This window comes from Enterococcus sp. FSL R5-0957 (assembly GCF_038008005.1).
GTDB lineage: Bacteria > Bacillota > Bacilli > Lactobacillales > Enterococcaceae > Enterococcus_B > Enterococcus_B faecium.
This window is the reverse complement of sequence record NZ_JBBOYG010000001.1, coordinates 1651367-1666896: the sequence shown is the minus strand read 5'-3', so window position 1 is coordinate 1666896 and position 15530 is coordinate 1651367. Positions and strand designations below refer to the sequence as shown.

At 38.3% G+C, this 15530-nt stretch carries 13 protein-coding genes and 1 pseudogene; 7 read left to right on the top strand and 7 right to left on the bottom strand.

Annotation, left to right across the window (positions count from 1 at the left end; all coding sequences use genetic code 11):
- Window position 1: 1 nt before the first annotated feature.
- On the top strand, window positions 2-754 hold the full coding sequence (locus MKX69_RS08010; RefSeq protein ID WP_341009694.1) for a class II aldolase/adducin family protein: 753 nt from the start codon (window positions 2-4) through the stop codon (window positions 752-754).
- Window positions 755-847: 93 nt separating this feature from the next.
- Here the strand turns inward: MKX69_RS08010 and MKX69_RS08005 are convergent.
- From MKX69_RS08005 to celB, 4 genes and pseudogenes are all read right to left on the bottom strand, one after another.
- Window positions 848-1453, bottom strand: a pseudogene (locus MKX69_RS08005) (alpha/beta hydrolase).
- Between the two features lie 55 nt (window positions 1454-1508).
- Window positions 1509-2483 (bottom strand): ring-cleaving dioxygenase, encoded by a 975-nt coding sequence (locus tag MKX69_RS08000; RefSeq protein ID WP_341009692.1) that lies wholly within the window; start codon window positions 2481-2483, stop codon window positions 1509-1511.
- A gap of 303 nt (window positions 2484-2786) precedes the next feature.
- On the bottom strand, window positions 2787-3506 hold the full coding sequence (locus MKX69_RS07995; RefSeq protein ID WP_002294363.1) for a GntR family transcriptional regulator: 720 nt from the start codon (window positions 3504-3506) through the stop codon (window positions 2787-2789).
- Window positions 3507-3632: 126 nt separating this feature from the next.
- Window positions 3633-4904, bottom strand: a complete 1272-nt coding sequence (celB, locus tag MKX69_RS07990) for a PTS cellobiose transporter subunit IIC (protein ID WP_002294365.1) — start codon at window positions 4902-4904, stop codon at window positions 3633-3635.
- Window positions 4905-5055: 151 nt separating this feature from the next.
- Between celB and MKX69_RS07985 the strand changes: the two genes are divergently transcribed.
- The 4 genes from MKX69_RS07985 (at window position 5056) to MKX69_RS07970 (ending at window position 8198) form a co-directional block, all read left to right on the top strand.
- The gene (locus MKX69_RS07985) at window positions 5056-6453 is read left to right on the top strand and encodes a glycoside hydrolase family 1 protein (RefSeq protein WP_341009689.1); all 1398 of its coding nucleotides are present in this window, start codon (window positions 5056-5058) and stop codon (window positions 6451-6453) included.
- 80 nt (window positions 6454-6533) lie between these two features.
- The gene (locus MKX69_RS07980) at window positions 6534-6974 is read left to right on the top strand and encodes a universal stress protein (protein ID WP_002289467.1); all 441 of its coding nucleotides are present in this window, start codon (window positions 6534-6536) and stop codon (window positions 6972-6974) included.
- A gap of 147 nt (window positions 6975-7121) precedes the next feature.
- A complete protein-coding gene (locus MKX69_RS07975; protein ID WP_002289468.1) occupies window positions 7122-7448 on the top strand; it encodes a PadR family transcriptional regulator in 327 nt (108 codons plus the stop codon).
- The gene (locus tag MKX69_RS07970) at window positions 7449-8198 is read left to right on the top strand and encodes a permease prefix domain 1-containing protein (protein ID WP_341009686.1); all 750 of its coding nucleotides are present in this window, start codon (window positions 7449-7451) and stop codon (window positions 8196-8198) included.
- Between the two features lie 79 nt (window positions 8199-8277).
- Here the strand turns inward: MKX69_RS07970 and MKX69_RS07965 are convergent, their stop codons facing one another.
- Window positions 8278-8733: a Spx/MgsR family RNA polymerase-binding regulatory protein gene (locus tag MKX69_RS07965; RefSeq protein ID WP_002289471.1), complete on the bottom strand. Its 456-nt coding sequence runs from the start codon at window positions 8731-8733 to the stop codon at window positions 8278-8280.
- Window positions 8734-9159: 426 nt separating this feature from the next.
- Window positions 9160-9435, bottom strand: a complete 276-nt coding sequence (locus MKX69_RS07960) for a hypothetical protein (protein WP_341009685.1) — start codon at window positions 9433-9435, stop codon at window positions 9160-9162.
- Window positions 9436-9728: 293 nt separating this feature from the next.
- Between MKX69_RS07960 and thiD the strand changes: the two genes are divergently transcribed.
- Window positions 9729-10544, top strand: a complete 816-nt coding sequence (gene thiD / locus MKX69_RS07955) for a bifunctional hydroxymethylpyrimidine kinase/phosphomethylpyrimidine kinase (RefSeq protein ID WP_341009683.1) — start codon at window positions 9729-9731, stop codon at window positions 10542-10544.
- 204 nt (window positions 10545-10748) lie between these two features.
- Here thiD and cls read toward each other — a convergent pair whose 3' ends face one another.
- Complete coding sequence (cls, locus tag MKX69_RS07950) at window positions 10749-12200, bottom strand: cardiolipin synthase (RefSeq protein ID WP_341009681.1); 1452 nt, start codon at window positions 12198-12200, stop codon at window positions 10749-10751.
- A gap of 340 nt (window positions 12201-12540) precedes the next feature.
- On the opposite strand from cls, the gene MKX69_RS07945 reads away from it, so the two are divergent.
- A complete protein-coding gene (locus MKX69_RS07945) occupies window positions 12541-15207 on the top strand; it encodes a cation-translocating P-type ATPase (protein WP_341009680.1) in 2667 nt (888 codons plus the stop codon).
- The last annotated feature ends 323 nt before the right edge of the window (window positions 15208-15530 follow it).

The following is a 15530-nucleotide window of genomic DNA, read 5'->3' as shown; positions in this document are numbered from 1 at the left end:
TATGTCAGACGGACGTATGTTATTTGAGAGAGAACGACAGGACATGGCACGTATCGTAAGAGTGATTTTCGAAAGGAAAAACACAAATGTCGCAGGAGGGAATTTTTCCTTTAAAACCACTGATGATCAAGGGAAAGACTACATCATCATGACGCCGACCATGATGTCAGAAGCCTATCTAGGAGAGATTTCTCCTGCACAGGTTCTAGTAGTAGAACCAAGAACGCGTAGAATCGTTGACGGTGTCGGTCATTTAACTCGGGAGATCAATATGCATGAAGCGATGTACGATACTAATCCAGCTATCAAAGCTGTCCTACATGCTCATGCGCCTAATGCAATGTTCTGGGCGACTACTGGGTTGCCTATGCCTAATTTGACAGAAGCCACAGCTAAAGTAAAAGAGATTCCTGTCATGGACTTTGAGCCTAATTGCTCTGAAGAACTTGCTGAATTGACAAGCGACTATGTAAAAAAACAGCATCTCGAATTACCGCATATGTTGCTGCTCAACTCTCATGGCGTATTGATCAACACAGGTGGAGAATCAGGAATCGAAGCTATCCATAAAGCACTGCAAATCCTTGATACAGTTGAATGGAATGCAGAAATTGCCTACAAGCAGACGATTTTTCAAGCATTAGGGATTACTGACGGTTTTTATTCAAAAGGTGAGAAAATCGGGGTATTGGAAGAGTTGAAACATAAAACGGCTATTTATAATAAATCTGTTATTGCAGCTGGTGGAGACTAACCTATCTGACACAAAAAACTACGACTTTCACAAAATCTGATCCAGATCGATATCTGCTTCAGGTTGTATTATGTAAGTCGTAGTTCTTTTCTTTTATTTAGTTAAGAGGTGGTCTGTCCATTCCCTCGCTTGCTCGATTTCGTCCATCGTCAACTGATGACCTGTTACAGTTAGCTGAATAGTCACATTTGCTTGGCGTGTTTCGAATTAATCGGCCAATTCTTTAAAGGAAGCAAGGGAAACGATTGGATCGTTATCACCATAAGAAAGCCAGACGGTTTTATCCTCTAATGTGGAACGGCTTTGATGAACACCTAGAGACATCGGATGGAAAAACAACCCTTTATTTAGCTCGGTCTCACGCTCCAATAATAAATGAGCAGCGATGTTTGCGCCATTTGAATAGCCGACAAGCAGCCAATCACTTAACGGTATCTGTTCTTTTTCGCTGATTTCTTTGATTTTTTCATGGAGTTTATCTGTTTCTTTTTCCAAACTGTCCAGGTCGAATTGATTCAATCCATTACGCTTGAAAAAACGATTCATCCCATCTTCTTGGACCGTGCCACGAAAAGAAAGCAATGTACTGTTTGGTGCAAGAAAGTGAGCGATATCCAGTAAAGAATGTTCATCGCCACCTGTGCCATGAAGTAAGATCAAATGCTTGCCACTTGTTCCTTTTTCAAAAATGTAGGTCATTTTGTTCCCTCTTTTCTGTTTCTATAGATGCAAAAAATGAAGTAGCATGAAGAGATTATTCACGTTTTTTATTTGCATCACTTGTATCGAAAGGACGGACATAGGCTTCAATGGCTTCACGACGTTCTTCTAAGAATGGAGGAAGAGATAGTTTTTCTCCTGCTGATTCTGCTGGTTCATCTTCAAGGAATCCAGGACCATCAGTTGCTAATTCAAACAGTACGTGATGAGCGGCTAGGAAGTACTCAGATTGGAAATAGAAACGATCGACGAAACCAGAATTTGGCAATTCAATCTTATTGATTACTTGAATCCAGTATTCCAATGCTTCTTTGTCTGCTACACGCAATGCTAAGTGATGGATATTTCCAAATCCTTCGATTGCTTTTGGCAAGTCTGTCCGTTGTTCAATAATGATGCTTGCACCATTTCCGCCTTCACCGATTTCAAATAAGTAGAAATCTCCTGAATGGTCTGTTTCTTTGAATCCTAAGATTTTTTCAAGAATCAAGCGGATATGCTCTAATTGACTGACACGGACAAAGACAGGTCCAAGTCCTGTGATCGCAAACTCTGTCGGTACATTGCTGTTTTTCCAAGGAATGCCAGCTGCTACACCTTGATTATTTTCGTCAGAGATCAATTGATAATACTGATTATCGAAATCTTCAAATTCGATATATTTTTTGCCGAAACGTTCATTGATTGCTGAATGAGTAACGTCATATTTTTCAAAACGTTCCAACCAAAAGTCTAATGCAGCGTCACTTGGCACACGGAAAGAAGCACGAGAGATCGTATCTGTTCCTTTTTTTCCTTTTGGCTGATTTGGAAAATCAAAGAAAGTCATATCTGTTCCTGGCGCACCAGTATCGTCTGTAAAGTAAAGATGGTAAGTTTCGATGTCATCTTGGTTAACTGTTTTTTTGATTAAGCGCATTCCTAAAATATCTGTAAAAAAGCGGTAGATTTTTGTTGCGCTAGATGTCATTGCTGTGACGTGGTGAATTCCTCTGATTTGTGTATCCATGATAAATTTCCTCCTACTAACTTACAAAAAGTAAGTAGTTGATTTAGACATAGTATAGAGGGTGCATCTCTATTTTGCAATTAATTTGTCTTCTAAAGTATCAGGAAGGAATCAAGAATGGAAAAGAGGAGGGACGGATCAATAAAATAAAAAGACTTACGACTAGCTGTATCGATTTCAAAAAAACTAGCTTTAAAAAGCTAACTTTAGAATCATTACGGGTGGTCATAAGTCTTTTTATGCTGAGTTATTTTTTCATTTGTCACGTTCTCTTGGTAAACGGCTTTTTCACAACCTCTTCATTTAAGTTGAACGCACATCCAGCACAGAATAGTTCCGAACATCAAATCGGTTTCGGCTGGAAGAATATTCAATCGGCTGTCCATCTTTGAGATAGACGACTTGCTGAACTTCCAGTACAGGATCGTTTTCTGCACAGTTCAAATATTGCTGATCATATTCATCACTTTTATCTGCAGAAATAGCACGATAAGCCCCTGCAAAATGGACATTCAATTCTTGATGAAGATGATCATAGATAGAGGCTAACAAATGTTCTTTTTTTAAACCCGGCACAAGATGGACTGGCATAAAGGTATGCTCTAAAACATATGGCTCGCCATCTAAGATCCTTAACCGGTGAATATTGTAGACAGGTTGCTCGGCATCGATCATCAATCGTTCTTGGATATATTGATTAGGGAATTCAACATCAAAATGAATGATTTGACTCTTCAAAGAACGATGTCTGCGTTTCATTTGGAGACTCAAACCTTCATACTCGTTAGCGGGCGATGTGTCTTTTTGCATAAATGGATGATTCAAGATTTTCGTTCCTGATCCTCGCTGCGAATAGACAAGTCCTTCCATTGCTAAGATATTGATGGCTTTTTTGATTGTCATCCGGCTCGCACCAAATTCTTTGACCAAGTCCACTTGATTAGGCAAAAAACTATCGGGAGGATACTCTTTTGAACGGATACGTTCTCTTAAAATATTTGCGATTTCTTCGTATTTTGGCACGTTATTCACCTCTTCTAGAGTATAACGAAAGATTATGCTTCCGACAACTCGAAGTAGCATCTGGAACATTGTTTATTCGAAAAAAGAGGTCGTGACAAGTTTTTGTCACAACCCCTTAATGATCTATTAAGCAATATCTAAATCTGGTTGTTTATCTAGTACTTTCAGGAATGGGTACCAGATAAAGGCAACGATGACAAAGTCGATGACTTGCAGCATACCACCAAGCCATGAATTTGTTGCTAAGACACCGCTTGCAATGATTGGCACAGTCCATGGAACAGAGACGCCAGTTGGTGCAGGGACAAGTCCAGCAGCCATTACCAAATAATTGAACGTCGTTACGATTAGAGGTGCCACAACCCAAGGAATAAGGATTGTTGCATTCAATACGATCGGTAGACCGAAGATCGCTGGTTCATTTACATTGAAAATACCAGGTGCTAAAGCTAATCGTCCAACATCACGATACTGTTTCTTTTTAAGAACAAAGGCCATCAATAAAACGACAGCTAAAGTCATTCCAGAGCCACCAATACCAACAGTGAAGGTTTCCATGAATGGTTTTGTGATGATGTGTGGTAATTCTTTTCCATGTTGATAAGCTTCTAAGTTATCAAGCATCAGTGTATTCCAAATCGGGTCCATTACAGAGTTGACGATGATTTGTCCGTGAAGTCCGAAGAACCATAAGAATTGGACAAAGAACAAAGCAATCAATGTTGCAGGTAAACTACTTCCCAAACCAGTTAATGGTTTTTGGATCACTTCATAAACGACGTCATGTAAGTTAGCATTGAAAATACCAGTCATCACAGCATTGATTACTAAGAAAATAGTTAGTGTCACTACAGCAGGGATCAAAGCGGCAAATGATTTTGTTACTGCAGGCGGAACTCCATCAGGCATTTTGATCTGCCAGCCGCGTTTCGTGATTCTGCAGTAGATTTCTCCAGCCAAGAAAGCAGCGATCATTCCAATGAACATTCCTTTTGCGCCAAGACGATCAAGTGAAAGCACACCAGTCACATCTTCACCGCCAGCGGTTTTCATTGCAAAAGGCGTAAGAATCAAGAAGCTGGCAAAAGACACGGCACCACCGAAAATACCTTCAACGTCATAAGATTTTGATAAATAATAGCCGATACCAAAAGTAACAAAAACCGACATGATGCTCATTGTTGCATTTTGCCCGTTACCGAATAAGTTCGATAAAGTTCCCTTTGTTGCGTCACTGAAAAAAGGCAAGTTATTGATAACGACAACGATCGAACCGAACATCGTTAAAGGGAAGGAAAGCATGAAAGCATCCCGCAGCACTGTAAGGTAACGATTTTGCCCTAATAAATTAGCTAAGGGCATGATTTTCTCAGAAAGCTTGTCCATAAAACCGTTCATTTTTATTCACCTCAAATTTATTTGCAATCGATTACATACAAAGTATAACGCCAAAAATTTTAAATGTCTAGTCATTTTCATAAAAAGTATTGATTTATTTTTTAGGGTTCGTTATGATTACGGTATCAAGAAAAAAGAGAGGAAGTAAAAAATGAAAACCTACACATTCCCAGAAAATTTTTGGTTGGGTTCTGCTGCTAGCGGACCGCAAACAGAAGGAAGAGTAAGTGATGATGGTAAAGGAGAAAATATTTGGGATCATTGGTATGAATTAGAGCCTGAAAAATTCTTCGATCAAGTAGGACCTGAAAAAACTTCGCAAGTTTACACAAAATACAAAGAAGATGTTCAGTTAATGAAAGAAACTGGCCATAACACATTTCGTACATCTATCCAATGGAGTCGTTTGATTCCAGAAGGGACAGGTGAAATCAATCAAAAAGCTGTTTCTTTTTATCGAGATTATTTTACTGAATTGCTGGATAATGGTATTGAACCTTTTGTGAACCTTTACCATTTCGATATGCCACTACCACTGCAAGAAAAAGGCGGATGGTTATCAAGAGAAACGGTCGACGCTTATGTTTCTTATGCAGCAGCGTGCTTTGAACTGTTTGGAGATCTGGTCAAAAAATGGTTTACTCATAATGAACCAATCGTACCTGTAGAAGGAGGCTACTTGTATCAATTCCACTATCCAAATCATATCAATATGAAAGAAGCGGTCCAAGTAGGCTATCATGAGAATCTAGCAAGCGCAAAGGCAATCAAAGCCTACCATGAAGGCGGACATGATGGTGAGATCGGAATCATCTTGAATCTGACACCAAGCTATCCGAGAGATGAAACGAACCCAGAAGATGTAAAAGCGGCGAAGATCGCTGACGCATTCTTCAACCGATCATTCCTTGACCCTGCAGTGAAAGGAGAGTTTCCACAAGAGTTGATCGAAATTGTCAAAGAATTGGCTATAATGCCAGAGATCCATGAAGGAGACCTAGAACTCATCCGTGAAAACACGATTGACCTGCTAGGAATCAATTACTATCAGCCTCGTCGAATCAAAGCAAAAGAAACTCCAATCAATCACGAACATAGCCCCATGCCAGATGATTATTTTGATAATTACGACATGCCCAATAAAAAAATGAATCCATATCGTGGATGGGAAATTTACGAAAAAGGAATCTATGATATTTTAACGAATACAAGAGAAAACTATGGTAATATCAAATGTTATATTTCTGAAAATGGGATGGGGGTCGAAGGAGAAGAACGATTTGTTAACAGCGAAGGAATTATTGAAGATGATTACCGGATCGAGTTTGTTACGGATCATTTGAAATACGTCCATCAAGCAATCCAAGAAGGAACCAATTGTGTGGGTTACCACATGTGGACATGTATGGACAACTGGTCTTGGACAAATGCTTATAAGAATCGCTATGGCTTTATCGCTGTTGATTTGGCACAAGACGGTAAACGGACGATCAAAAAATCAGGTTGCTGGTTTAAAACGGTCTCTGAAAAAAACGGATTTGATGCCTGATATTTTTTGATAAAACGTTCACAAATTGTTTGTTCTAACACTGTAATCGTGCTACACTAACAGTGAAGGAGGCGTTTACAATGGTAGATACTTATCGTAATATTTTAGTAGCAATTGATGGTTCTGAAAAGGCAGAAAAAGCATTTCTTGAGGCAATTACGATTGCCAAACGAAATCAGGCAACGTTGCACATCCTGTATGTCAATGAAGTAACAGGCAATTACTTTGGTGATTTTGCATTTGTTACAACAAGCCTTCAGGAAGAATTGGATGAGGTTGCGGAAAACCAGATGAAAGAACATCGAAACTTGGCAATTGAAAAAGGCCTGACAGATATCGAGACATATGTTCTTTACGGTTATCCAAAGACACTGATTGCTAATTTCCATGAATCGAAAGAACCAATCGATCTGATTGTCATGGGGGCGACAGGTCTGAATGCGGTAGAACGTGCACTAGTAGGTTCCACTACTTCCTATGTAGTCAACCACGCATCATGTAACGTCATGGTTGTAAAATAAATAAATTAAGGGAACAGAAAGCAAAAAAGCATAACGCTTCTTTTGCTTTCTGTTCCCTTTATTTTTTTGTAAAAAACTACTTTACCTGATGAAGTAATCATGCTATTCTAATTACAACGACAGATGGAGTAATATGGAGGAAAGAAAATGATTTCAAGTGATGGAATACGCGGATACAATGATGCGATTATTTTATCGATCCTTAACAAAAACGATTCTTATGGATATGAAATTTCTAAAACGATTCGTGAGAGGACAAATGATTCCTATGTGATCAAAGAGACAACACTTTACTCCGTTTTTGCCCGTTTAGAAAAGAACCAACTGATTGTTTCATATCCTGGAGAAGTGACTCATGGAAAAAAGCGGACATATTATAAAATCACTGAAATAGGGCGTAATCTTTTAGAAGAAAAAAAGCAAGAGTGGCTGACGACGAAAGACGTAGTCGATCAATTTTTGGAGGGAAATTAAATGGATACAATCCGTAATTATTTAGACAGTCTTTTTATCGGAGTACCTCAAAGTACCGAGATAGATAAGCTGAAAACTGATTTGTTGGCAAATATAGAAGACCATTATCATGAATTGATGGGAGAAGGAAAAAATGAACAGGAGGCCATCGGTACAGTAATTTCGACATTTGGTTCAATCGATGAATTATTAGAAGAACTAGATGTCGAAAAAAAACATCAAGCTGACGAGACGGAAACAAACACAGCTTCTATTTATTTAAGCGAAGCAGAAAACTACTGGAAAGAATACAGAGCGGCAAGTCTCCAAGTGGCATCAGGTGTTCTATTCATTAGCTTATCTTTTGCAAGTATTTTTTTCTTTTGTTCAGCAGGATATGTGTTCATGGGTATTTCTTGTCTGATTTTCGGTATAGCATTAGCTGTCGGTTTTTTTATTGCTTCTGGTATGAAAATCACACGTTTAAATCACTTTTTGCACCATCGGAAAATACCTGAAAAAGTATTAGCAGAAGCAAAAGAAAAAGAAGAAGAGTATCAGCGAAGTTTTGGCTTCTCACTGATTGCAGGAATCGGATTATGTATTTTTTCACTTTTCCCACTTTTGGCTTCTTTAATGTGGTATATGGATGGTAGTATCGGTGCCTCTATATTTTTTGTTACGGTAGGAACGGGTGTCTTCTTGATCATTTATGGCAGTCTGGTCCGTCATTCTTATCGTCAATTCACTCAAAGTGCTTATTACTGGTGAATGTATTCAGATTTGTAAAAATATTCTATTTATCCGGCGTAGAAAAAAAGACTGTGACACGCTTTTGTCACAGTCTTTTTTATATATAATAATTTAAAAATTCATCATCTAAATCCGTAGAATTTTCTAGATTGCTTACCCATGTAAAATCGTTATAGACAGATTTCAGTTGACTTCTGCGCCATTGTACAGGGATAAAAAGACGCATGCTATCTTCATTGAATCCGACTAATAATTTCTTTCCGTCAGTAATGATGGGGCGTTGTAACAAAGTAAAATGCGAGACGATCAGATCGACAAGCTCTGAGGTCGTACATTGGTCGATTTGATCCTTTAAATTTTTGTAATCGATTGAACGTTTAGCTAATAAATCGTCAAATCCGTTTTCTGTTAATGACAATAAATAAAATATCTCTTTCCTTGTTAAAGGCTGTTTAGGTGTGAAAATTCGTTCTCTGTAAGGCATTTGATGGTCTTTCAGCCAGTTTGCCATCAGATGGTAACTATGTGTGCGAGAAGAATAGATCGTAAGCATAAAAAAACTCCTTAAATAGTCCATTAATTTGTTAGATCTGTTGAGATAAATAATAGGTAAGGAGCTGTGCATAAGCATTGATCAAAACAACCCAAACATCATTAGAAATAACTTTCTAAAGTCTTAAACTTGCGACGAGAAACAACTAGACTAATAGAAAAAATGTCTTAGCCATTTGGCTTCCTGTTTGTTTTTTTGCTTATGCTGCAGCTCCTCGGGAAAGGGTTCTAACAATTTGAAGAAGGTTGATGATTGATCTAGTTTAAATTGTGTGAAATTTGAAATCTGGTGTTTTTACTAGATGAATCACCTAACAACTATGATTATAGCTTATAGAACTTCTGTTTTTTATTCGGTTTTGTTATAGTTGTTATAAAGTTTTATTTTATTACAGAACATTTTTAATTAATAAAGAACAGTTAGAAGTTAAAATTGCTGATTCACATAGAGTTTATGACTTCTTGGAAATTCTTTTTCAATCAGTTTTTTCATCTGTTTTTGAAATTCTTTTTTTTCAGTAAACATAAAGGTTTGGGCATCGTAACCTTCTTCATGCAGGAAATAGATCATTCCTTTTTCTGTGTTTTGCGTATAAGCTTTTATACTCCTGTCTTTTTTGAAAGAACAGATCGTATAGCCATCTATTTGGTCTGGTAGTCGTTTGATTTTCTTCAAAATGACTTTTTTATCCTCAAGTTTCATTTTTTTCACCTGACTTTATTTTTTTCATATGGAAATCATAGCGCCTTTGGTTATATGAAAACAAGAAGGATACTGAAATATATATAAATCAAATAGTGGTTATTTATTATTAGAATAGCGAATACAAATAAACGACCACTATTTTCTGATTTATTACAAATGTTTTTTCAAATAAATTTGATTACCAAGAAAAGGTAGTGGTATATTTACTGAGGGATACTTTGAAAAACATATGATAGAAACAGTAACAGCATTATGAAAAATCTTTTTATAAAAATGGAGGAATCGATTTGATGGAAGATCAGTATGTACAAGCAATGACGATCGCAGGATCAGATAGCGATGGAAGCGCAGGGATGCAAGCAGATATGCATACATTCTTTACAAGAAATGTTTACGGTGTTTCTGTCATGACCGCATGTGTTGCAGGTAATTCTTACGGAATCGGAGCAAGTGTGACATTGCCAACAGATTTTATCGACAAAGAATTTGAACTGATTGCGAAGGACTTTCAAATACGTGCAGCTAAAACAGGTATGCTAGCAGATTCAAAGTTGATTGAGACAGTTGTAAAAAATTACCAAAAATATGATTTTGGTCCATTAGTCGTGGATCCGGTAATCGTAACGAAACATGGAAATCTTTTACTAGAAGAATCTGCTTTGCAAAGCTTGAAAGAAAAGCTTGTCCCTTTGGCCGAAGTACTGACACCTAATTTTTATGAAGCAGAAAAGCTGACTGGACGGACATTAGCAGCTGAAGAAGATTTTGTGCAAGCAGCAAAAGAACTGCAAGATATGGGTGCAAAAAACGTTATGATCAAAGGACATCATGCTAAAGATGCGCAGCAAGAAACAATCAATGACTACGTATTGCTCGAATCAGGAAAATCATTTTGGTTAAATGCACCATTTTATCCTACCGACCGGATCAACGGAACTGGCGATTCGCTATCTGCATGTATTGCAGCTGAGTTAGCGAAAGGAAAAACAGTTGAACAAGCGATCCGATTGGCAAAAGACTATGTAAACCGTGCAATTCGTGAAGAAATAAACGTAGGGCACAAATATGGACCCATCAATCATTGGGCAGCTGGTGAATTAGAGTAAAAGAAAGAGGTCGTGAGCCTGCCGTCCAGCTCCAAGTCACAAGGAACAAGTTCAAAAAACAGCTTCTCATGTTTGTTGAATATTGTGACTTGTGACCGAGGAGTTGGCAGGAGAACACCGTTTGTTCGGAAGAAGGGACTGTGACAAGATTTTTGTCACAGTCCCTTTAACCTTAGTATATTTTTCTCTACTTGAATAAAAAAATTATAGGATTGGAGAAAATAATCGAGAAATTTGTTGCTTGAATAATAGCCAGTTAGACATTTCCTTGACTGTTTCAGTTGTCATGTATGAACAATGTGTCTCATCTTCTTTGAACTGAGTAGCAAGTTCTTCTAAAAACTCAGGATCGTAAATGACAGCACTTGTTTCAAAATTCAATCGGTAGCTACGAATATCTTGATTTGCTGAACCTACCATGCAGATTTCATCATCCATTATCAATGTTTTTGCATGGAGGAAGCCGTTCTCATAGACAAGGATTTGTACATTTTCCTTGATCAGCTGCCGAGCATAATATTGTGTTGCTCGATAAATAAAAGGATGATCCGGTTTGTTGGGAATCATGATTTTCACATCTACACCAGAGGCAGTTGCGATTTTTAAAGCAGCAATGACACTTTCATCAGGAACAAGGTAAGGTGTCTGTATCCAAACGCGTTTTTTAGCAGAAGTAATCAATTTGATAAATGAAAGCTTGATTTGTTCCCTTTCGTTATTCGGTCCGCTTGAAACAAGCTGGATGGATGTATCAGCAAGCTTAGATTCATCTCGATCTGCTTTTTTAAAGAAATAATTCAAATGATAGCCGACCTTTTTTTCTTCAGGTACCGAGACGTTCCAGTCTGTTAAGAAGCGAAGCTGGAGCAAAGAAGAAGCGGCACCGAAAATCCGTATATGCGTATCGCGCCAATAGCCGAATTTTTTTGTTGTATTTACATATTGATTGGCAATATTGAAGCCACCGGTATAACTAATCTTTCCATCGATCACAACGATTTTTCGGTGATCATGGTAATTCAATCGGAAACGAAGTAATGCCTTTTGTGAGGTAACAAATGTATGGACATGTCCACCATTTTTGATTAGACGATTGAAATCTTTTGCTTTTGTGCCATGAGAGCCAAATGCATCATATAATATTCGAACTTCCACGCCTTCTGCGGCTTTTTCTTCTAAAACATGTAAGACTTGCTGGCCGATATTATCTGTCACAAATGCGTAATATTCGATATGGATCGAATGTTTGGCTTTTTTTAGATCTTGAAGCAGTGAATCCAATTTCTCTTGTCCGTCTGTGAGAAGAGTGACAGAATTCATTCTTGTCAGCGGCATACGATTTAATGAAGAGAAGAAGTCAACAAATTGCTGTTTGTCTTTATCGCCCATGTCAGGATCGTAATGTTCAATGGTATCTCCTCTAAAAGACTGAAAGTTTTCTAATTCTTTCAAGTCACTTTGTCGGAGATAGAATTTTTTCTTATCCGTTAATCCACGTCCGAAAAATAAATATAATACAAAACCCACCCCAGGAAGGGCAAACAATACTAAGAGCCATGCCCAAATGGCTGCTACATCTCGGGGTTTGATCAAAATAGCCACCAAAGCAATAAGTGCATTTAATAGATAAAGGGCGGTTATAATACTAGATACCACAAAAATGTTCCTCCTTACATACAATAACATTAGTATAGCATGATAGAAGAAAGAAGCCTACCAAGGTGAATATACTTTTCACTCCTTTCATGAAAATGTAGGTAAATCGGGCTAAAGTAGTTGCTTTTTGTAGGTTAATAAGGTAGGATATTAGTACAGTTGAATATCTCCTTAGGGGAGTAACCGGCAACGTTTGTTGCGATAATATCAACAGTAAGTTAACCAAATGGTTTTCTGGTATTGTATGAAATGGTGAGACCTAAGACAAATGCGTATTTGTCTTAGGTCTCTTTTTTTTCAGACAGGACTAGGGCCAAGATCAAAAAATGGGGGATGAAATTTGGAAAACAAGGAACAAGCACAACAAGCGGTCTATAAAGAAACGATCGACTCGTTGATGCAGCAAACGCAGAGCTCAACCGATGGATTGAGCACCACGCAAGCGAAGGAAAAATTAGAAAGAGATGGCTTGAACCAGCTAAAAGAAAAGCCGAAGAAGCCAACTTGGAAATTGTTCTTAGAAACTTTCAAAGATGCAATGGTTATCGTATTGCTGATTGTCGCACTGATTCAGATGGTCATGGGTGACTACATCGAATTCTTAGTTATTTTTGCAGTATTGATGTTGAATTCTATAATCAGTGTTGTCCAAACAAAAAAAGCAGAAGGTTCTTTAGAAGCGTTGAAAAATCTTTCAGCGCCCGATGCTCGAGTGATTCGTGATGGTAAGGAAAAAACGATTCCGGCAAACGAACTTGTGGTAGGAGATATCGTGTTGTTAGACGCAGGCGATTATGTACCTGCTGATGGACGTTTACTAGATGCGGAATCATTAAAAGTAGATGAAGGTATGCTGACAGGAGAGTCGACTTCTGCAGAAAAAGAAGTAACGGATATCACAAGTACGGTACCAATCGGAGATCGTACAAATATGGTATTCAGTGGAACGATCGTAACTTACGGACGCGGTAAATTCTTAGTGACTTCAACTGGGAATAATACGGAGATCGGACAAGTTGCTGGCCTTTTGGAATCAACAACTGAGCAAGTCACTCCGTTACAACGAGGTCTGGATAAATTCAGTAAAAAACTAAGTTTGGCTATTTTGGCATTGTCTTTATTGATTTTAGGTATCCAACTGTTTCGTATTTATCTTGGAGAAGGTACAGGAGATATGACTGCAGATATCGTCAGCGCAGTGATGTTTGCCGTAGCCGTAGCCGTAGCTGCTATTCCAGAAGCATTACAGTCTATCGTAACAATCGTGTTATCTTTGGGAACGAATAAAATGGCAAAACGTCATGCCATTATTCGGAAGCTTCCAGCAGTTGAAACACTTGGTTCGACAAGTATCATCTGTACAGATAAGACTGGTACATTGACACAAAACAAAATGACAGTTGTTGACTACTTTTTAGGTAATGGCGATACTGGGGATTTCACAAATGACCCTTCAAAATGGACAGCTGACGAACGTCGCTTGATCGAAATCAGTGTTTTAGCGAATGATGCATCGATCAGTGAAGACGGTACTAAATTGGGCGACCCTACGGAAGTAGCGTTTATCGACTTTAGTGAAAAATTAAACCAGCCTTATCAGGAAATCCGAAACAACTACCCAAGACAAGCAGAACTTCCTTTCGATTCTGATCGAAAATTAATGTCTACTGGACACACGATCGATAACGAAAATTACTTATTTGTCAAAGGCGGACCAGATATCGTCTTCCAACGCAGTAAAAAAGTATTGCTAAATGGTGAAGTCGTTCCGATGACGGATGAATTGATGAAAAAATTCCAAGAGCAAAATGAAGCTTTTTCAACACGCGCACTACGTGTACTAGCTTTTGCTTACCGTCCACTTGATAATTTTGATTTATCATTTGAAGATGAAGACGATTTGATCCTTGTTGGTTTGCTTGCTATGATCGATCCTCCACGTGCTGAAGTGACTCAGGCGGTAACAGAAGCAAGAAGTGCAGGAATCAAAACAATCATGATTACTGGTGACCATAAAACTACAGCTGTGGCTATCGCCAAACAAATCGGTATTTTTGAAGAAGGAAACCTGGCTTTGACCGGGACGGAACTAGATGAATTGACAGAAGATCAACTAAACGAAGTTTTAGAAAAAGTCACTGTTTATGCACGTGTTTCACCTGAGAATAAAATTCGTATCGTTCGTGCTTGGCAAAATAAAGGTCATATCTCAGCTATGACAGGTGATGGTGTAAATGACGCACCAGCATTGAAACAAGCAGACATCGGAATTGCTATGGGAACGGGTACAGATGTGGCAAAAGATGCAGCAGCGATGGTATTGACGGATGATAACTTTGCTTCTATTGTCAGCGCAGTAGAAGTGGGACGTAATGTGTTTGATAATATCAAGAAAGCTATTTCTTATCTATTTGCAGGAAATTTAGGTGCGATCATTGCGATCATCTTTGCCTTAGTTGCTGACTGGTCCAATCCATTTACAGCATTACAACTGTTGTTCATCAATTTAGTCAATGATTCACTGCCAGCAATTGCATTAGGTACAGAAAAAGCTGAACCTGATACGATGAACCGCCCGCCAAGAGATCCAAATTCAGGAATCTTTACGGACAAAACATTGATTTCTGTAACGTATCGTGGTGTGCTGATTGGGATTGCTGTTATCTTTGCTCAATGGCTTGGCATGCAGCATTCACCTGAATTCGGTGTAGCCATGTCATTTTCAACATTGATTTGGTGTCGGACATTGCAAACATTCCCAGCACGTTCAAACACACAAACAGCTATCCAAGCAGGGTTCTTCTCTAACAGAAGTGTCTTACTAGCTGTAGTTGTATGTAGCGCGCTTTACTGCTTAACAATGATCCCAGGACTGAAAGAAGTCTTCTCTATCCCATCAGCATTTGGATTGACAGAAGTCTTTACATGTATGGGAATCGCACTTGTGACAATTGTTTTGATGGAAATCACTAAATTGATCATTGTACGAATACAAGGAAATAAATAAAACGAATCAACGAGGTTGTGAGCCTGCCGTTTAATTCTGAGTCACAAGGTGCAATTTCAACAAACAGCTTCTCATGTTTGTTGAAATTGCACCTTGTGACCGAAGAGTTGGCAGGAGAACACCGTTTAAGGAAGAAGTTGTAAAATCAGCATTTTGAGCTAATACTGAGGGTCATCTGATTGGACACTGTTTATTCGGAAAGAGGGACTTTGACACGACTTTGGTCACAGTCCCTTTTTTTATTTATGATAGACGGAAAGCCAATCATTTTATTATTCATCAAAAGAGATAGAATAGATAAAAGAGGAGAATAATTTATTCCG